The sequence below is a fragment of the Streptomyces sp. CLV115 genome (assembly GCF_038448545.1).
Classification (GTDB): domain Bacteria; phylum Actinomycetota; class Actinomycetes; order Streptomycetales; family Streptomycetaceae; genus Streptomyces; species Streptomyces sanglieri.
Genome location: NZ_JBCEWQ010000162.1, coordinates 1 through 18,604, shown reverse-complemented (window position 1 = coordinate 18,604; position 18,604 = coordinate 1). Strand labels below are relative to the sequence as shown.

The 18,604-nt window shown below is 73.4% G+C and carries 13 protein-coding genes; 7 read left to right on the top strand and 6 right to left on the bottom strand.

Features of this window, described 5'->3' with window-relative positions; all coding sequences use genetic code 11:
- Positions 1–788, top strand: a 788-nt coding sequence (locus AADR41_RS34995; RefSeq protein WP_342285942.1) for an FHA domain-containing protein, incomplete at its 5' end; no start/stop codon positions are given.
- Positions 789–839: 51 nt separating this feature from the next.
- On the opposite strand, the gene AADR41_RS34990 is transcribed toward AADR41_RS34995, so the two are convergent.
- A complete protein-coding gene (locus tag AADR41_RS34990) occupies positions 840–1,811 on the bottom strand; it encodes a methyltransferase domain-containing protein (protein WP_342285941.1) in 972 nt (323 codons plus the stop codon).
- 154 nt (positions 1,812–1,965) lie between these two features.
- Between AADR41_RS34990 and AADR41_RS34985 the strand changes: the two genes are divergently transcribed.
- The 6 genes from AADR41_RS34985 to AADR41_RS34960 all read left to right on the top strand — a co-directional run bounded on the left by AADR41_RS34985 (position 1,966) and on the right by AADR41_RS34960 (position 12,462).
- Complete coding sequence (locus AADR41_RS34985; RefSeq protein ID WP_342285940.1) at positions 1,966–2,370, top strand: globin; 405 nt, start codon at positions 1,966–1,968, stop codon at positions 2,368–2,370.
- Positions 2,371–2,541: 171 nt separating this feature from the next.
- A complete protein-coding gene (locus AADR41_RS34980) occupies positions 2,542–5,835 on the top strand; it encodes an ABC transporter permease (protein WP_342285939.1) in 3,294 nt (1,097 codons plus the stop codon).
- A gap of 1 nt (position 5,836) precedes the next feature.
- Positions 5,837–8,638 (top strand): FtsX-like permease family protein, encoded by a 2,802-nt coding sequence (locus tag AADR41_RS34975; protein WP_342285938.1) that lies wholly within the window; start codon positions 5,837–5,839, stop codon positions 8,636–8,638.
- Positions 8,635–9,600 (top strand): ABC transporter ATP-binding protein, encoded by a 966-nt coding sequence (locus AADR41_RS34970; protein ID WP_342285937.1) that lies wholly within the window; start codon positions 8,635–8,637, stop codon positions 9,598–9,600. Before AADR41_RS34975 ends, AADR41_RS34970 begins: the two co-directional genes overlap by 4 nt.
- A 112-nt stretch (positions 9,601–9,712) precedes the next feature.
- Complete coding sequence (locus AADR41_RS34965) at positions 9,713–11,272, top strand: alpha/beta hydrolase (RefSeq protein WP_342285936.1); 1,560 nt, start codon at positions 9,713–9,715, stop codon at positions 11,270–11,272.
- Complete coding sequence (locus AADR41_RS34960) at positions 11,269–12,462, top strand: serine hydrolase domain-containing protein (protein WP_342285935.1); 1,194 nt, start codon at positions 11,269–11,271, stop codon at positions 12,460–12,462. Before AADR41_RS34965 ends, AADR41_RS34960 begins: the two co-directional genes overlap by 4 nt.
- 15 nt (positions 12,463–12,477) lie before the next feature.
- Here the strand turns inward: AADR41_RS34960 and AADR41_RS34955 are convergent, their stop codons facing one another.
- The 5 genes from AADR41_RS34955 to AADR41_RS34935 form a co-directional block, all read right to left on the bottom strand.
- Entirely contained in the window at positions 12,478–13,170 is a 693-nt protein-coding gene (locus AADR41_RS34955) for a hypothetical protein (RefSeq protein WP_342285933.1), read from the bottom strand.
- Positions 13,167–13,589 (bottom strand): acyl-CoA thioesterase, encoded by a 423-nt coding sequence (locus AADR41_RS34950; RefSeq protein ID WP_342285932.1) that lies wholly within the window; start codon positions 13,587–13,589, stop codon positions 13,167–13,169. Before AADR41_RS34950 ends, AADR41_RS34955 begins: the two co-directional genes overlap by 4 nt.
- 5 nt (positions 13,590–13,594) lie before the next feature.
- Positions 13,595–15,259: an energy-dependent translational throttle protein EttA gene (gene ettA / locus AADR41_RS34945; RefSeq protein WP_342285930.1), complete on the bottom strand. Its 1,665-nt coding sequence runs from the start codon at positions 15,257–15,259 to the stop codon at positions 13,595–13,597.
- A gap of 248 nt (positions 15,260–15,507) precedes the next feature.
- A complete protein-coding gene (locus AADR41_RS34940; protein ID WP_342285929.1) occupies positions 15,508–16,692 on the bottom strand; it encodes an outer membrane protein assembly factor BamB family protein in 1,185 nt (394 codons plus the stop codon).
- 263 nt (positions 16,693–16,955) lie between these two features.
- Positions 16,956–18,404: an LAETG motif-containing sortase-dependent surface protein gene (locus AADR41_RS34935; protein WP_342285927.1), complete on the bottom strand. Its 1,449-nt coding sequence runs from the start codon at positions 18,402–18,404 to the stop codon at positions 16,956–16,958.
- Positions 18,405–18,604: the final 200 nt, after the last annotated feature.

Below are 18,604 nucleotides of genomic sequence, written 5' to 3'. Positions count from 1 at the left end.
GCCCCGGCCCGCAGGCACCGCCGCCCGGCCCGGGTCCGCAGTCGCCGCCCGCTCCCGGCCCGGGTCCGCAGTCGCCCCCGCCGCCGTTCCAGCAGCAGGGGCCGCCGCCGTCCTTCCAGCAGCAGTCGGCCCCGCCCGCGCCGCCCGCGCCGTTCCAGCAGCAGTCCGCGCCGCCGCCGTTCCAGCAGCAGTCGGCGCCGCCCGCGTTCCAGCAGTCCGGTCCGCCGGCTCCGCAGCCGCCCGCCCCGCCGCAGCACCAGCAGGGCCCGCAGAGCAGCGACGACGACTGGATGCTGTCGCCGCCGTCCCGCACCCAGGGCCCGCAGCAGGCGACCCCGGAGCAGCAGCCGCCGTTCCCGGGGCAGGGCCAGGACCGCCGGCCCGCGAGCTGGACCGCGGTCATCGCCCCGGACCGGGAGTACTTCCTGGCGATGATGCAGCGCAGCGGCCCCGAGGCGACCGGGCTGAACCTGCCCGCGTACTCCCCGGAGCAGCAGCTTCCGCTGGCCGGCAACCAGATCACGGTCGGCCGCCGCAGGCACAGCACCGGCGAGTCCCCCGACATCGATCTGTCCGTGCCGCCGGAGGACCCGGGCGTCTCGCACCAGCACGCGGTGCTGGTGCAGCAGCCCGACGGCAGCTGGGCCGTGGTCGACCAGAACTCCACCAACGGCACCACGCTCAACGGCGCCGAGGACCCGATCCAGCCCTATGTCCCCGTCCCGCTCCAGGACGGCGACAGGGTGCACGTCGGGGCGTGGACGACGATCACGATCCGCCGCGACTGATCCGCGTCGCAGGCATCGCACGCGTCGCAGGCATCACACACGTCATACGCGTCACACGGTCGGCAGTGGCCAGGCGTACGGCCCTTCGGGGTCGTCCAGCCAGGCCCACTGCCGCCCGTCCCTGACCGTGATGCCGAACCTCTCCCGCTCGGGGCGCTTCTCGCGCTGCCAGAGGGAGAAGGCCTCGCGCGGGTCGAGGGTGCCCTCGGTCAGCTCCAGCAGGAACCGGAAGAGGTCGTTCTCGCTGACCCGCCTCGGCACCGCGCGGGTGTGCGGGCGCCGCACCGGAGCGCCGCGCAGCGGTACGAAGTAGGCGGCCGTGTGCAGGAACCGGCCCTCGGCGTACTTCCCGTGCGCCGCTTCCCGTACCCGCAGCGCGATCAGTCCGGTGGCGAACGGGGCGAGGATCCGGGCGCCCGGTACGCACTGCTCCAGCCAGGACAGCGGTACGCACGGCAGGGTGCAGGTCGCGATGATCCGGTCGTACGGGCCGCGCCGGGGCCAGCCCCGGGCCCCGTCCCCGGTGATCACCGCCGGGTGGTAGCCGGCCGCGGCCAGGTGCCGGCGGGCCGACTCGGTGATCTCCGGGTCGAGGTCGACGGTGGTCACGGCGTCGTCGCCGAGCCGGTGGGCGAGCAGCGCCGCGTTGTAGCCGCTGCCCGCGCCGATCTCCAGAACCCGGTGCCCCTCCCGCATGTCCAGCTCTTCGAGCATCCGGGCCATCAGTGACGGCTGGCTGCTCGACGAGATCAGTTCGCCGTCCTTGATGCGGGTGGCCAGTGCCCTGTCCTCGTACGCCCCGCGCAGCCACCGGGCCCGCCGGTCCGGGTCGGGGTCCTCGCACCACAGCCGGTCGTATCCGCCGTCCACGAAGTAGTACGGCACGAACAGGTGCCGCGGCACCTGTTCGAAGGCGGCCCGCCAGCCGGGATCACCCAGCGCCCCGCCGGCCACGATGGACCGCACCATCGCCCACCGCTCCTCGGCGGCGGCCGCGGCGAACCGATCAATGTGCGCGTCCATACCTCCACCTTCCTGCGCCGGGGGCCGAGTGGCCAGGAACCCGGGCCGGGCGGTGGTCCGGCGGGGCACCACCGGGGCACGCGAGCCCGGCCCGCTCCGGACGGGAGGGCCTAGGACTCCGGACCTCGGCCGGTGCGTCTGCGACGATGGACGGGTGACAGAGAATCCGCGCGACACGCTTCAGGAGCAGACCTTCTACGAGCAGGTCGGCGGCGAGGAGACCTTCCGACGCCTGGTGCACCGCTTCTACCAGGGCGTCGCCGAGGACCCGCTGCTTCGGCCGATGTACCCGGAGGAGGATCTGGGCCCGGCCGAGGAGCGGTTCGCGCTGTTCCTGATGCAGTACTGGGGCGGGCCCCGTACCTACGGCGAGCTGCGCGGGCACCCCCGGCTGCGGATGCGGCACGTCCCGTTCCGGGTGGACCGGGCGGCGCACGACGCCTGGCTGAGCCACATCCGGGTGGCCCTCGACGAACTCGGGCTGGCGCCGGAGCACGAGCGTCAGCTGTGGGACTACCTGACCTACGCGGCCGCCTCGATGGTGAACACCGAGGGCTGACACCCGCCACCTGCGATCCTTCACCGGGCGCGGAATTCGGTCTTCCGTCACCGATAAACGGTCACAATCGCATCAAGTACTCACGTAAGCGGTTTCCAAGAGCCCATACGCCTTGAAAGCATCTGTGAACGCCGGGGGGCGTGTGTGTTTTGAGGGCCCAGGGGGGCGTGAGTGACGGGTTTCGTCTTTCTCCGGGTACGGGCCCACCGGCTCCTGCTCTCCGCGGCGTTGCTCGCCGTTCTGCTGACCACCTCGGTGCTGGCCGCGCTGACCGCCTTCTCCGGTTCGGTCGGTGACGCGGCGCTCCGCAACGCCCTCACCCACCGTTCGGCGGCCGACGCCTCCCTCGTGATGTCCTCTCAGGTGGCGCCCGCGCAGCGGGAGGCGGCCGACGCGATCGCCCGGAAGGCGGCCCGCGAGACCTTCGGCGGGCTTCCGGTGACCGTCCGGACGATGGAGACGTCGGGGGCGTACGCGCTGCCGCGTGATCCACGGGCCGCCGGCGGCGAACCCGATCTCACCCACTTCGCCTCGCTCGACCGCAGCCGCGTCCGGATCGCCGCGGGCCGGATGCCGGCGGCGGGCGGCGAAAAGCCGGGCGGGCCCATCCAGGTGGCGCTGCCGCGGACCGCCGCCGAGGCGCTGAAGCTGAAGCCCGGTGCCCGGCTCACCGTCACCGACCGGCTGACCGACAAGCCGCTGCGGATCCTGGTCACGGGCGTGTACGAGGTGTCCGACCCGGCCGATCCGTACTGGCAGCTGGACGAGCTCGGCGGGCGCGGCATCCGCAAGGTCGCCTTCACCACCTACGGTCCGCTGCTCACCGATCCTGCCGCGGCAGGATCCGGACGGATCAGTGCCGGGACGATGTCCTGGCTGGCCGCGGCCGACTTCCGCACGGTCACCACCGGCCGCATCGACGCGCTGCACGACACCGCCACCGCCGCTCCGAAGGAGCTGCTGGCCGCCCCCGAGTTCAAGAGCGGTGCCACCGCGCGGACTTCGCTGCCCCGGGTGCTGGAGCAGATCGACCGGGCGCTGCTGGTCTCCCGCTCCACGCTGATGATCGTGGCCGTCCAGCTGGTGCTGCTCGCCGGGTACGCGCTGCTGCTGGTGGCCCGGCTGCTGAGCAGCGAGCGCGACGGGGAGACCCGGCTGCTGCGGGCCCGGGGCGGCTCGCGCGGCCGTATCACGGCGCTCGCCGCGATCGAGGCGCTGCTGCTGGCGCTGCCCGCCGCGCTGATCGCCCCGCTGCTCGCCGGGCCGCTGACCCGGCTGCTCGCGACGCGCGGCGCGCTGTCCCGGATCGGGCTGCGGGTCGACGGCGGCGCCACCGCCACCGTCTGGCTGGTCGCCTTCGTCACCGCGCTCTGCTGCGCGCTGGCCGTCGTGGCGCCCGCGCTGGCGGCGGGTGCCTCGGAGCGCAGGGCGGGCCGGGCCGTGGCACTGCCCGCGCCGCTCCGGGCGGGTGCCGACCTCGGCCTGCTGGTGATCGCCGGGGTCGCGTACTGGCAGCTCGACCGGCGGGCCACCGAGGTCGGCGGCGGGGTGCTGAGCGGGGACCGGCAGGGGCGGCTCGGCATCGATCCGCTGCTGGTCGCGGCGCCCGCGCTGCTGCTGCTCGCGGGCACCGTGCTGACGCTGCGGCTGCTGCCGCCCGCGGCCCGGCTCGCGGAGCGCGCCGCCGCGGGCGGCCGGGGGCTGATCGCGGCCCTGTCCGGCTGGCAGTTCAGCCGCCGCCCGCTGCGCAACGCCGGGCCCGTGCTGCTGCTGGTCCTCGCGGTGGCCATGGGCATGCTGGCCATCGGGCAGCGCGCCTCCTGGGACCGTTCGCAGGGTGACCAGGCGGACTTCAGGGCCGGTGCCTCGCTGCGCGTGATCACCGGCGTCGGGGACGATCCGGTGAAGTCGGGCGGGTTCGCACGGCTGCCGGGCGTACGGGACGCCGCGCCCGCGTTCCGCACCACCACCGAACTCTCGGGCAACCGGACCGCCTCGGTCCTCGCCCTGGACACCGCCCACGCCGCCGAGCGGATGCTGATCCGCGACGATCTCGGCGACCGGCCGCAGGAGCGGCTGTTCGACCCGCTCGACCGGCCGAACCCCGCACGGGCCGGGCTGGTGCTGCCGCAGAAGAGCGAGCGGCTCCGGTTCGACGTACGGATCACCTCGGCCGACACGCACGGGCGGCAGGGCGACGACCCGGTCCTCGCCGTGCTGCTGGAGGACCGCTACGGCCTGCCCTACCGGGTGTCGGCCGGGACCGTGCGCACCGACGGCAAGGTGCGTCCGGTCGCCTTCGAGGTGTCGGCCGCGGGCGACCTGGCCGTGACCGGCTTCGAGCTGAACGGCAACCGGCCGGAGGGGGAGAGCGCGTCGTACGGGTTCGTCGTCGGCGCCCTGCGGACCGTGACGTCCGACGGCACCGAGCGGCCGGTCCCGGTCCCCGAGGGCTTCCGCTGGAATGCCGAACTGACCGGCACCGGATCCGGCGCCGAGACGCCGCGCGGCGAACCGGTCGACGCCACGGCCTCCGCGAGGACCCCGCTGGCCTTCACGTACGAGGCCGGTGCCGCCCCGAACGTGTGGGACTACACGCCCGCCTACTCCGTACGGGCCACCGTGCCCCGCCCGAAGGCGCCGATGCCGAACGCCGTCGTCACCGACACGTATCTGAAGGCCGCCGGGGCGAGGAAGGGGCAGCACGTCGATGTCACGCTGGCCGGCGAGACGGTACGGGTGAAGATCGTGGACACGGTGCGCCGGCTGCCGACCACCGGCCCCGGGGCGGACGACTCCGTCTCCAGCAGCGGCCCGGACCGCGACGGCGGTGCGCTGCTGCTCGATTTCCGGGCCGTCGGCCACGTCCTCGCGCAGCGCCCGAACGCCGCGCTCACCGCCAACGAATGGTGGCTGAGCACCGCCCCCGGGCAGGCCGCGAAGGTCGCCGCCACGCTGCGGGCGCAGCCGGACACCGATCCGGCGCAGGTCCTGGTGCGGGACGAGATCGCGCGGGAGCTGGTCGGTGATCCGCTGGGCGCCGGGCCGCAGTCCGCGCTGCCCGCGGTGGCGGTGGTCGCCGCGGCCCTGGCCGCGGTCGGCTTCGCGGTGAGCGCCGTGGGCGCGCAGCGGGAGCGGGCCGCCGAGTTCGCCGTCCTGCGCGCGCTGGGCACCCCGCGCCGCAGGCTGACCAGGATGATCGCCGCCGAACAGAGCGTGCTGATCGCGATCGCGCTGCTGGTCGGGACCGTGCTCGGGGCGGTGCTGAACCGCGCCGTCGTCCCGCTCGTCGTACTGACCGGGCAGGCCACCGCGCCGGTGCCCGGGGTGCTGGTGCAACTGCCGGCCGGGCAGGTCGCGGCACTGCTGGCGGGCGTCGCCGCGCTGCCGCTGGTCATCGTCGTGTCCCTCGCTCTGCGCGGTGCCGACCCCGCGGCCTCGCTGCGCGTCCAGGGGGACAACTGACATGACTCCGCGTTCCGTTCGAGACGGTGGCACCCCCGCCGGTGCCCCCTGGGTCCGTACCCGGCTGCGCACCGCACCCGGCACCGCCTGGGCGCTGGCGCTGCTGGTGCTGGTCACGTCGTTCCTCGCGGCCCTCTTCCCGCGCGTGGTGGAGCGCCAGGGGACCGAGGGGCTGCACCACGACATCACCGCCGCCGGCCCCCCGCACAGCGTCCTGGGGCTGACCAGCCCGCAGCCCGGCCTCCAGCTGCTCCCGGCCGAGCGCGAGGGGGCGGTGCGCGGCGCGGCGCTGAAGACCGTCCACGAGAAAGTGCGCGCCGCGCTGCCCGCCGAGGTGCGGCCCGGTGCCGCCGACTCCGCGTACGGCTTCGGGACCAGCCGGCCGATACCCGCGCAGGAGACCTGGCTGCCCCGGCCCGACGGGCTCGACCCGCAGCTGAGCTACACCACCCTGTCGGACCTCCCCCGCAACGCCGCACTGCGCTCCGGGGCCTGGCCCACCGTGCGCGGCACGGTCACCGAGGACACCGGCGAGGTGGAGGGCGTGGTCACCGAGGAGACGGCGAAGGCGCTGGGGGCCAAGCCCGGCTCGACGCTCTCCGTACCGACCCGGGCCGGGGAGCAGCTGACCGTACGGATCACCGGCGTCGTCGCCCCCGAAAAGCCCCGGAACACCTACTGGTCGGCCGATCCGCTGTTCCGGACCCCGGCCCTGGTGCCCGCGCCGAAACGGACCCCGCCCGGTCTGGACCCGCCCCGCTACTACTGGACCGCGGCCGTGCTGCTGCCGCCGGACGCCGGGCCCGCCCTGCTCGGCTCGGCCGGCGAGCCGGAGATGTTCTGGCGGTTCGCGCCGGACGCCTCCGGTCTGACCGCCGCCGATGTGCCGGGGCTGCGCTCGGCGATCGCCTCGCTGGAGAGCGGTCCGGGGCTGGTGCGGCTGCGGGGGATGGCCGGTGACGACGCGGCCTTCGGGACCGAACTGGACCAGATCCTCGCCGGGTACGCCACGCTGCGCGCGGCGATCGAGCCGGTCGTCACGGTGGCCGCCGTGGGTGTCGGGGCCGTCGCCGCCGCGGTGCTGCTGATGACGGCCGGGCTGATCGGCGGGCGGCGCCGGGAGGAACTGGCGCTGCTGCGGGCGCGCGGCGGTTCGCTGGCCGGGATGGGCCGGCGGCTGTTCGCCGAGACGGCGGTGGTCGCGGTGCCCGCGGCGGCGCTGGGGCTGCTGGGCGCGCTGGCGTTCTTCGGACCGGCCCGGCTGTGGCCCTCGGTGGTCGGGCCGGCCGTCGTCGCCGCGCTGGTCTGCGTGGCCCTGCCGCTGGGCTCGGTGCTGCCGCACCGCCGGCCGCAGCTGCCCGGGGCCCGCGACGACCTGATGGACGCCCGCCCGTCCCGGCTGCGCACGGTCGCCGAGCTCACCGTGCTGGTGCTGGCGGTGGGTGCGGTGGTCGGGCTGCGGCGGCGCGGTACGGCGAACGGCGACGGCGATCTGCTGGTCAGCGCGGCCCCGGTGCTCGTCGGGCTGATCGCAGCGCTGGTTCTGGTGCGGCTGCTGCCGTGGCCGCTGCGGCTGGCCTCGCGGGCCGTCGCACGGCGGCGCGGGGCGGTCGGCTTCCTGTCGCTGGCCCGTGCCGGGCGGAGTTCGGCAGGAGGTGCGCTGCCGCTGCTCGCGCTGCTGCTGGCGCTGACCACGGCGGGGTTCGGCGGTTCGGTCCTCGCCGGGGTCTCGGACGCCCGGGACCGGGCGGCGTTGCTCACGGTCGGCGCGGACGCCCGGATCAGCGGGATGCTCGACACGGCGCCGCTCCCGGCCCGCCTGGTCCGGGAGGTCCGGGCGGCGGACGGCGTACGGCAGGTGGCCGCGGTGCAGGTGATGTCCGAGGTACCGATGCCGCCCGGCGCGGACGGCACCGGCCGCATGGAGAACACGGTCGTGCTGGGTGTCGACCCGGACACATACGCCGGGCTGGCCCGTACGGCGGACCTGGGGGCGTTCCCGGCCGACCGGCTGCGGGCGGGCAAGGGCGAGGCCGGGAGCGTGGTCGTGCCGGTGATCGCGTCGCCGTCCATCGCCGCGAAGCTGGGCGACGGGCCGTGCGACCTGACCACCCCGGGCGGGGACCTCAGGGTGCGGGTGGCCGGGATCGTGCCGCACACCGCCGCCGTCCCCGACCACGACTTCCTGCTCGTCGACACCGCGGCGCTCACCTGGCCGCGGACCACCACCCTGCTGGTGGCCGGTGACCCCGACCCGAAGGCGCTGCGGGCCATGGCCCGACAGGCGGGCGAGAGCGTCTCCGTGCGGCTGCGCGCCGAGGAGCGGGCGGCGTACGTCGACACCCCGATGCAGCGGGGCGCGCGCGGGATCTACGCGGCGGCGGTCGCGGTCGGGGCGGGCTACGCCCTGCTGGCCGTCCTGCTGTCGCTGCTGCGCACCGCACCGGAGCGCACCGCCCTGCTGGCCCGGTTGCGGACCATGGGCCTCCCCACCCGGCAGGGCAGACGGCTGGTCGGCCTCGAAGCGCTGCCGCAGGCGCTGCCCGTGGCCGTCGGCGGGGTGCTGGTCGGCTGGGCGACGATCGCGCTGCTGGCCCCGGGCGTCGACCTCGTGGGGCTCGCGCTCTTCAACGGGCCGGGCACCACCATGCCGGACATCGCCCGGCTGCGGCCCGACCCGTGGTCGCTGACGCTCCCGGCACTCGGTGTGGTCGTCCTCACCGCCGCGGTGGCCGCCGTCCAGGCCCGGTGGGCCGGCCGTCGCGGACCGAACACCGAACTCAGGGCAGGAGACTCACGATGACATCGCCGTCGGCCGACACCACACTCGCCGAGCTCGAAAAGCGCGCCACCGCGCGCCGCGACCGGCCCTCGTACGGGCACGACGCCCTGATCGCCTGCGACCGGCTGGTCCGCATCTTCTCCGCGGACGGGGTGGAGGTGCAGGCCCTCCAGGGCCTGGATCTCCTGGTCACCGAGGGCGAGTTGATGGCCCTGGTCGGCGCGTCGGGCAGCGGCAAGTCGACCCTGATGAACATCCTGGCGGGCCTGGACGTGCCGACGGCCGGGTCGGCGAAGGTCGCGGGCTGCGATCTGCTGTCGATGGGGCCGAAGGAACGGCTCCGCTACCGGCGGGACGTCGTCGGGTTCGTCTGGCAGCAGACCGCCCGCAATCTGCTCCCGTATCTCACCGCCGTCCAGAACGTCACCCTGCCGATGCAGCTGCGCGGCAAGGGCCGGGGCCGGGTTGCCGAGCGGGCCGCCCGCGCCGAGTCGCTGCTCAAGATCCTGGAGGTCGCGGACTGCCGCGACCGGCGCCCCCAGCAACTCTCCGGCGGCCAGCAGCAGCGGGTGGCGATCGCGGTCGCGCTCGCCAACAACCCGTCGGTGCTGCTCGCCGACGAACCGACCGGTGAGCTCGACTCGGCCACCGGCGAGCAGGTCTTCGCGGCGTTCCGGCGTGCCAACGAGGAGCTGGGCACCACCATCGTGATCGTCACCCACGACCAGGCGGTGGCCTCCGAGGTCCGCCGCACGGTGGCCATCCGGGACGGCCGGACGTCCTCCGAGGTGCTGCGCCGCACCGAGGTCGACGCCACGACGGGCCTGGAGTCCCAGGTGGCCCGGGAGTACGCGATGCTCGACCGGGCCGGCCGGCTCCAACTGCCCGCCGACTACACGGAGGCGCTCGGGATGGAGCACCGGGTGATGCTGGAACTGGAGCACGACCACATCGGGGTCTGGCCGGACGACGCCAAGCCGTGACGGGTACCGGTGGGGCAGGCCCCAGGTCGCTTCGACCGGGTGGCCGGATGTTCCCGCAGCGCGTACGTGCCTAGCGTCGTGCGGGAGTCATCCACCTGATCCGAGGAGCACGATGCGCGTCGCCTCACTGGTCACCGCCGGCCTGGGCCTGACCTGCTTGCTCGCGGGCAGCCTGCCCGCGGCGGCCACCCCCGCCTCAACCGCCCCGACCGACCCGCCCGCCCGCCAGCGGCTCGTCTGGGGCCCCTGCTCACCTCAGCAGCGGGAGCTGAACGAGGCGGGTGCGCGGTGCACGGAGGTGACCGTCCCGCTCGACTACTCCGACCCCGGCGGCCGGACGATCAAGATCGCCGTCTCCCGCATCAAGGCCACCGCGAAGCACGGCCAGCGGCGGGGCGTCCTGCTGTCGAACCCGGGCGGTCCGGGCGGCACCGGACTCGCCAACACCCTTTATCTGCGGCCCGCGTTGAAGGACGTCGCCGACCGCTACGACCTGATCGGCTTCGACCCCCGCTTCCTCGGCGAGTCCAGCCCCGTCACCTGCGCCCCCGCCGCCCCGGCGCCCGCGCCCGGCCCGGTCACGACCCGCCGCGAGGACTTCGAGCAGTCGGTACGGTCCGCCCGCGACACCGCACGCCGCTGCCAGGAACACGGCGACAACGCCCGGCTCCTGCCGCACGCCACGTCCAGGAACGTCGCCCGCGACATGGACGCGATCCGTGCGGCACTGGGCGAGCGCAGGCTCTCGTACTACGGCGTCTCGTACGGCGCCGACCTGGGCGCCGTCTACACCCAGATGTTCCCCCGCCGCGCCGACCGCGTCGTCATCGACTCCTCGACCGATCCGACGGCCACCCAGTACGAACTCTTCCAGCGGGCGGGCAAGCCGCTCGAAGAGGCGCTGGACGCCTGGGCCGGATGGGCCGCACGGCACGACACCACCTACCGGCTCGGCGACACACCCTCCCGAGTACGGTCGAACGTCCAGCGGCTGCTCGACGGGGCGGAGCGGCGCCCGGTCACCGTCTCCGGCGTCCGGCTCGACGCTCCGCTGCTGCGGCTGGTGCTGAGGCAGCTCATCCAGCACGAGGAGTACGACCCGGCGCTCGCCGGTACGGTGCGCGACCTGATCGACGCAGCCGCCGGCCGGCCGGTCGAGCCCGGCCCGGAGCTCGCCGCCATGCTCGAAATGCTCGCCTCACCGGAACTGGCGGACAGCATGCTGGGCGGGGCCCTGTTCATGTGCGGCGACCGCGGCTGGCCGGCCGGCGGCTGGCCGAAGAACCCGGAGACGTACTGGAAGAACATGGAGCGCAGCCGCACCACCCAGCCCGTCTTCGGCCCGTTCGTCAACGGCATGATCGCCCCGTGCGCGTTCTGGACCAGCACGTCCCGTGAGCCCGCCACCGTGATCGGCAACGACGTACCCGTGCTGATGCTCCAGGCCCGGCGCGACAACAACGTCCCGTACGAGGGGGCGCTGGCACTGCACCACCGCCTGACCGGTTCACGGCTGGTGACGGCGGACATCCGCTCGCACGGGGTGTACGGACGCGGCCTCGACGGCCTCGCCCCCGTCCCCTGCGCCGACGGAGCCGTCAACGACTACCTGCGGGACGGCACGCTCCCCACCGCCGACCTGACCTGCCCGCGCACCGGGGAGGACCGGTGATCAGCAGACGTACGGGCCTGGCGGCCACGGCGGCGGCCCTGCTCACCGGAGTCTCCGGCCCGGCGGCAACAGCCGCGCCCCGCCGCGAACCCGGTCTCGGCAGCCGCCTCCAGGACGATGTGGACGCGATCCTGGCCACCGGAGCCACCGGCGTACTGGCCGAGGTCCAGAGCGCCCGCGGGCGCACCACGGCCCGCGCCGGCACCGCCGGCCCGGGGGATCGCCGGCACCCGGTGCCCCGGGACGCCTACTACCGGATCGGCAGCGACACCAAGACCTTCACCGCCACGCTCGCCCTCCAACTGGCGGGCGAGGGACGGCTCGCGCTCACCGACACCGTCGAGCGGTGGCTGCCCGGCGCGGTGCGGGGCAACGGCAACGACGGCCGCAGGATCACCGTCGCCGACCTGCTGCGCCAGACCAGCGGCCTGAACGACTATCTCGCCGTCTCACCCGACGCGGCCGACGCGTTCACCCCGGCCGGGTACCACCGTTCGCGGTTTCGCACCACGTCCCCCGAGGACCAGCTGAAGGCGGCCCTGAGCCGGCCGCCCCTGTGGGTGCCGGACGCCGGACGGCCCGTCCCGGAACGGCGTTGGGGCTACTCCAACACCAACTACGTGGTGGCGGGCCTGATCATCGAGCGGGTGACCGGCAACTCCTGGGCGCAGGAGATCAACGACCGGATCATCGGCCCGCTGGGCCTGCGCCGCACCCTCACACCGGGAACCTCGCCGTACCTGCCCGAGCCGACGGCCACCGCGCACACCTGGTTCCCCGGCTGCGCCCGGCCGACCGACACGACGCTGGCCTCCGGCGGCGGGGCGGACGGCTCCGTCATCAGCACCACCCACGACCACGGGGTCTTCCTGCGCGCCCTGATGAGCGGCCGGCTGCTGCGTCCGGCCCAGCTGGCCGCGATGAAGGAGACGGTCGTGGCCGATGACTGGATCGCGGCGCCCGGAGTCCGTTACGGGCTGGGTATCGCCTGGCGCCCGGTGGCCGGGAGCGACGGCGGGATCTGGTTCCACGGCGGAACCCATCTGGGGATCGTCTCCGAGAGCGGGGTGACGCCGGACGGCTCACGGGCCGCGACCAACGCCACGTTCACCATGCGGATGGGCGACCCGGCCCAGGACGCCCAGGACGCGGCCGCTCGGCGTCTGGTGGACCGGGCCCTGACCGGATAGGGGCGGGCCGGTCGCTCAGCCCGTGCCCACCGACACGGCGAGCGTGCCCAGCCCGCTGCCCGGTCCGCGCAGGGCGATCGAGCCGAAGGGGGTGCGCAGCCGGAGCCAGGAGCCGGCCGAGAGCAGGGCGACCGGGAAGTCGGGCGCCGGGCGGAGGAAGCCGAGGGACTGGGCGGCGTGGACGGCCCGCAGCGGAAGCCCGGTACCGGCGACCGTGCGCGACCAGATCTCGCGGCCGATCAGGTCCCGCTCCGCCCGGGTACGGCGCTCCTCGGGCAGCGCCTCGTCGCGGGAGCGGAACTCAGCGACCGCCGCGACGACCGCCGCCCGCAGGGAGACCGGGTCGGGCAGGCCGGGCAGTTCGCGCCAGCCGCCGCGGGGCGGGAGGACCCCCGTCCACGGCGGCCCGGTGACCGGTGCGGGCATGGCACCCGAACCGGCTGCCGCGCCCTCGACGTCGAGGGATTCGAGGAGTTCACCGGCGGACACGGTGACGTCGAAGCCGTCGTCCGGCCCGGCCAGCCGCGCCGTCCGGATCGCCAGGACCTCGAACGACGGCGGCCTGCCGAACACGGCCAGCGCACCGCCGCCCGCCTGCATCCGCACCGCGGCGGCCCGGTCGTAGTGGAGCAGCCGGCCGAGGAAGGCCGCGAGATCCGCGGCCTCCCTCGTGTCGGCGAACTCCAGCGACCGTACGGGCACCGTCATGCTGCGGCGGGCTCCTCGGCCAGGTACTGCTGGAGGAAGAGCTTCTCCTCGGCGGAGATCCGCCGGGGCCGCTCCTCGGCCAGGTCGTACGGCACGACGACGGTCGAGGCCCGGACGTACACCTGTTCCGGGTCCTTGATCTCGTACGCGATCGTCAGCGACGCGGCACCGATCTTCGTGACCCACGACTCGACGGTCACCGGCTCGTGCCGGTGGACCAGCGGCCGTACGTAGTCGATCTCGTGCCGGGCCACGACGGAACCGCCCGCGAAGGACGGCGATCCGTCCCCCGGCGCCAGCCGGAACATGAAGTCGATCCGCGCCTCCTCCAGGTAGCGGAGGAAGACCACGTTGTTCACATGGCCGAAGGCGTCCATGTCCGACCAGCGCAGCGGACAGCTGTAGATGTGACGAGCCAAGACGATCAGCCTCGCGTGAGCTTCTTGTACGTGGCACGGTGCGGACGGGCCGCGTCCGCGCCCAGCCGCTCGACCTTGTTCTTCTCGTACGACTCGAAGTTGCCCTCGAACCAGTACCACTTGGAGTCGCCCTCGTAGGCGAGGATGTGCGTGGCGACCCGGTCCAGGAACCAGCGGTCGTGGGAGATGACCACGGCCGCACCCGGGAACTCCAGGAGGGCGTTCTCCAGCGAGGAGAGCGTCTCCACGTCGAGGTCGTTGGTGGGCTCGTCGAGGAGCAGCAGGTTGCCGCCCTCCTTGAGCGTCAGCGCCAGGTTGAGGCGGTTGCGCTCACCACCGGAGAGGACACCGGCCGGCTTCTGCTGGTCCGGTCCCTTGAAGCCGAACGCGGAGACGTACGCCCGCGAGGGCATCTCGACCTGGCCGACGTTGATGTAGTCCAGCTCGTCCGAGACGACGGCCCAGAGGGTCTTCTTCGGGTCGATGTTGGCGCGGGACTGGTCGACGTAGGAGATCTTGACCGTGTCACCGATCTTGACCGAGCCGCTGTCGGGGGACTCCAGGCCCTGGATCATCTTGAACAGCGTGGTCTTGCCCGCGCCGTTCGGACCGATGATGCCGACGATGCCGTTGCGCGGCAGCGTGAACGACAGGTCGTCGATGAGGACCTTGTCGCCGAAGGCCTTCGAGAGGTTCTCGACCTCGACGACGATGGAACCGAGCCGCGGGCCCGGCGGGATCTGGATCTCCTCGAAGTCCAGCTTCCGCATCTTGTCCGCCTCGGCCGCCATCTCCTCGTAACGGGCGAGACGGGCCTTGGACTTGGTCTGCCGGCCCTTGGCGTTGGAGCGGACCCACTCCAGCTCTTCCTTGAGCCGCTTGGCGCGCTTCTCGTCCTTGCGGCCCTCGACCTTGAGGCGGGCGGCCTTCTTGTCGAGGTACGTGGAGTAGTTGCCCTCGTACGGCAGCGCGCGGCCGCGGTCGAGCTCCAGGATCCACTCGGCGACGTTGTTCAGGAAGTAGCGGTCGTGCGTGACGGCGACGACGGCGCCGGCGTACTTCGAGAGGTGCTGCTCCAGCCAGTTCACCGACTCGGCGTCGAGGTGGTTGGTGGGCTCGTCGAGGAGCAGCAGGTCGGGGGCCTCGATCAGCAGCTTGCAGAGCGCGACACGGCGCTTCTCGCCACCGGAGAGGTTGACGACCGGCCAATCGCCGGGCGGGCAGCCCAGGGCGTCCATGGCCTGCTCCAGCTGGGCGTCCAGGTCCCACGCGTTGGCGTGGTCCAGGTCCTCCTGGAGCTTGCCCATCTCTTCCATGAGCGCGTCGGAGTAGTCGGTCGCCATGAGCTCGGCGACCTCGTTGAAGCGCTTGAGCTTGCCCATGACCTCGGCGGCGCCGTCCTGGACGTTCTCCAGGACCGTCTTCGCCTCGTCGAGCTTCGGCTCCTGCATGAGGATGCCGACGCTGAAGCCCGGCGAGATGAACGCGTCACCGTTGGAGGGCTGCTCCAGGCCCGCCATGATCTTCAGCACCGTGGACTTACCGGCGCCGTTGGGGCCCACCACACCGATCTTCGCCCCGGGCAGGAAGTTCAGGTTGACGTCATCAAGGATCACCTTGTCGCCGTGCGCCTTGCGCGTCTTGCGCATGGTGTAGATGTACTCAGCCAAGAGAAACCGTCCGGCAATCGATGTGTGGGCAGATACACCCCATCTTGCCTGACGTCCATCCCAGGATGGAAACCCGTATCACCCGGAACCCGCGACCTGCCCCTTCGCCGTGCCCACCGGCAGCCGACCGTTCCCCGCCGGTAGTCGACCGGTCACCGGCCGTCGCCGGCGGTCGCCGACGGGACACCGGTGGCGGGCGGCGTCCGGTGGCGGGTGTGGCCGCCGGGACCGGCGGCCACACCCCTTGCTCACTGTCCGTAGGCCACCAGCAGGTGGGTGGCCGGGACCACCACGAGTCCGCCGCCCGCGCCGAGGCCGGTCAGGGGCTCGGACACGTTCTGCTCGTCGGGTCCGTTGATCGGCGCGCCGACGTCGGTGGACCAGACGGACTGGCCGGTGGCGCCGTTGAGGGCCCACAGCCGGCCCGACCCGGAGCCGACGTAGACGTAGCCGTTGACGACGATCGGAGCCGTGCTGATCCGGCCGTCGCCCTCGAACTTCCAGCGGGTGGCCAGGGTGCGGCTGTGCCGCTCCTGGAGGACGCCCTCGTCGACGAAGTAGCCCTGGCGGCCGTCGAAGGCCGGGGCGGGCGACCGGCCGGAGGCCTCGTAGGTGCCGCGGACCTGCCCGTCGGTGGTGTTGAGGACCGAGGAGGCCATCCCGGCGTCGCGGACCCAGACACCGCCGTCGGCGAGGACAGGGGTGCGGCCCCCGCCGCCGGAGCAGTCCGTCCGGTGGTGCCAGAGCGGGTCGCCCGACTTGGGGTCGAAGGCATACGTCTGCTCGCAGGCGTACGAGACGTAGACCCCGTTGGCCGTGACGGCGGGCGCGCTGTTGTCCCCGTTCGCGACGGGCCGGGTCCAGAGCACGGTGCCGTTCTTGGCGTCCACCGCGTACAAGGTGCCGCCCGAGCCGGCGCCGCCCGTGTAGACCACGCCGCCGGCGAAGGTGGGCGGCGAGGTGAAGGAGTACTGTCCGGGCAGCGTGACGCTCCAGATCTTCGCGCCGGTGGCCGGGTTGAACGCGGTCAGTACGCCGTCGTAGTTCTGGGCGTAGAGCCGACCGCCCCCATAGGCGAGCGCGGACCACCAGTAGGTGCCACCGAGGTCGACGGGCGCCCAGGCGTCCTCGCCCGTGGCCGCGTCGATGGCGTGGAGGACGGTGCCGTACCCGTCCGGCGAGGCGGCGGTGGCGAAGACGCGCCCGCCGGCCACGACGGGGTAGGAGACGTTCCCGCCCAGGTCGCGGGACCACTTCTGGCTGAGCGGCGGCGCACCCACGGCGGTGTCGACGAGACTGCCGTCGTGCCGTGCGTTGATCTGATAGGTGGTGGTGGCGCCGGTCTGCACCGGTTGCGCGTCGACCGGTGTCACGAACACGACGGCCGACAGCGCCGCGCCGAACACCGCGGCGATGGTTCTTCGAAGTCTCACTCGGACATCCCCCATCCTCATCCGGCATCGCCGTGGCGATGCGCACAGGGCGGACCGGCCCCCCGGATCCGGTGGCCCGCTTCGGACCCAATGGTCCCCTGCGGATGCATCAACCGCCTTTCATTTTCCGGTGGTTGAGCCAAACCCCCGGACATGCGACGGCCCCGGTACGCGTCTGCGTGCCGGGGCCGTCATCGGGTGGACGTGACCGTCCGCCCGCCGTTCGTCACTCCGCGGCCGGTGCGCGGAGGGGTGGTGCGGGGTTACTGCGCGGAGGGCTGGGCCTTGCGCTTGCGGAGCAGGAAGACCGCGCCGCCGCCGACCACGACGAGGGCGATCGCGACGCCCGCGATGACCGGGGTGGCGCTGGAGCCACCGGTCTCGGCGAGGTCGCCCGAGCCGCCGGAGGTGCTGCCGCCGGAGGTGGCCGGGGCAGGCTTGTCGCCGCCGGTCTGGGTGTCGGTGCCGCCGGTGGCGCTGCCGCTGGTCTTGCAGTCCAGGACGCCCTTGAACGTCTTGGTGAAGCCGCCCGGACCGGTGATCGTGAAGTCGTAGGCCTGGTCCTCGGCGACCGGGACGGTGACCGTCTCGGACTTGCCGGCCTCGATGGTGTGCTTCACACCGGCCAGCTCGAAGGTGAAGGCCTCGTCGCCCGTGTTGGCGGCGGTGACGTCGACGCCGCCCTTGGCGCAGTTCTTCTTGGCCGTGACGGCCGGGATCGCGCCCTTCTTCGCCCAGGTGCCGGTGGCGGTCGCGGAGACCGTGGTCTCGCTGGAGCCGGCCAGGATCATGGTCTGGCTCTTGGTGACACCGGCGAACGCCCGGCCGACCGGCACCGAGGTGGTGGCCTGGACCGTCAGCGAGGCGGAGCCGTCGGCGGTGCCCGCGGGCACGTCGAAGTAGAGCTCGGCGCCGTTGGCGGCGGCGGTGACGGGCTTGCCGGCCTTGTCGGTGACCTTGACGCCGCTGGCGGCGTCGGCCGGCGGGGTCACGGAGACCTGGCCGGCGTTGGTGCGGACGGTGACCGGGCCGAGCCGCTCACCGGACTTGCCGGAGACCGCGGCCGGGTCCAGCGCGAGGGACGCCTTCGGCTCGGCCTGGTCGACGGCGCTGCGCTCCAGCCAGTCCGCCAGCTTCTCGGCCTGGCCGTCGGTGGCCTCGACGTCCACGTTGTCCGAGTAGCGCCAGATGGCGACCTGGGTGCCCGCCGCCGCGGTCTTCTCGGTGAGCGGGCCGGTACCGGCCTCCTTGGCGAGCGCCGCGAGGTCGTCGACCTGCGGGTAGGAGTGCTCCAGGATCCAGCGGATCTTGCCCGCGTTCTTGTTCGCGCCGAGCGAGGTCTGGTTCCAGGGGGTCTCCAGGTACTTCGCCTGGTCCTGGGTGGGGTTGTGGATGTCGATGCAGTACGTCTTGAGCTGGCCGCCGCCGTCGACGGTCATCTCGAAGAGGCCGGCGGGCAGCTGCTGGTCCCGGCCGCCGGTGTGCAGCACGGCACGGTCGAAGGTCTTCAACCCGTCCAGCACCGCGGCCGCGCCGCCCTGGTGCTGCGGCACCTCGTCGGCGACCGCGCCGCCCGCGCCGACGAGGGCGCCTGCCATGACCAGACCGGATGCCACCACCGATGCGGCCAGCCGGGCTATGCCGCGCCGCCGTGGAGAATTGGCCGTCGTCGCCGAGGACGACGAAACGGTCGCTGAAGAAGCAGAAAACACAGAATTCCCCTCCGGGCGGGACCCTCCGCGCCTGATGCGCGTGTGGGGATTGCCCCGCCAGTCGACTCAAGTGCCCCGTGAGTACTGGGAATCCTAAGGACGAAGCGATGAACAGTCCCCCGTCATACCGTCGTACAACCATTCCGAATCGGAATCGTTATCGCCGGTATCACTCGCGTTCGCCCGCCCGGCCCGTTCCC